The organism is Mesorhizobium sp. M7A.F.Ca.CA.001.10.2.1 (assembly GCF_003998575.1).
Classification (GTDB): Bacteria; Pseudomonadota; Alphaproteobacteria; order Rhizobiales; family Rhizobiaceae; genus Mesorhizobium.
This window is the reverse complement of the sequence record NZ_RZQY01001329.1, coordinates 1-498: the sequence shown is the minus strand read 5'-3', so window position 1 is coordinate 498 and position 498 is coordinate 1. Positions and strand designations below refer to the sequence as shown.

Here is a 498-nt window from a genome sequence, read left to right as displayed (position 1 = left end):
GCCCCGAAACCGGCCTTGTCACCCTGCGCGGCCGCATCGGCGGCGGCGGCGCCCCTTTCAATGTCGGCGAGGCGACCGTTACCCGCGCCACCGTCCGGCTGCCCTCCGGTCAGGTCGGCCATTGCTATGCGCTTGGCCGCGACAAGCAGAAGGCGAAGCTGGCGGCCATCGCCGACGCGCTGTGGCAGGACCCTGCCCGCCGCAATGAGGTCGAGACCGGGCTGATAGCGCCCCTGCGGTCGGCTCTAACCGCAGCGCATGAAAAACGCCGCGCCGAGACGGCGGCAACGAAGGTGGATTTCTTCACCATGGTTCGCGGAGAAGACTGATGGACATTGCAGCGCAATCGATCGAGGGCGGTTTCGCCGATCCGGTCTTCGACGCCCAGACCGTGTTCCGCGCCGTCATGGACGCAATGGCTCGGCCGGGCAGCGTGCAGCCGCTGCCGGCCTTCGCCCGCCCGCCGGCGCCGCTCTCGGCGACCGCCGGCGCCATCGC

2 protein-coding genes are annotated in these 498 nt (G+C 70.3%); both read left to right on the top strand.

Annotated features, from left to right (window positions below; translation table 11 throughout):
• On the top strand, positions 1-329 hold a 329-nt coding region (gene phnG / locus EN964_RS36910), incomplete at its 5' end, for a phosphonate C-P lyase system protein PhnG (protein ID WP_127277624.1).
• Positions 329-498, top strand: a 170-nt coding sequence (locus EN964_RS36905; RefSeq protein ID WP_206528859.1) for a phosphonate C-P lyase system protein PhnH, incomplete at its 3' end; no start/stop codon positions are given. The genes phnG and EN964_RS36905, both read left to right, overlap by 1 nt.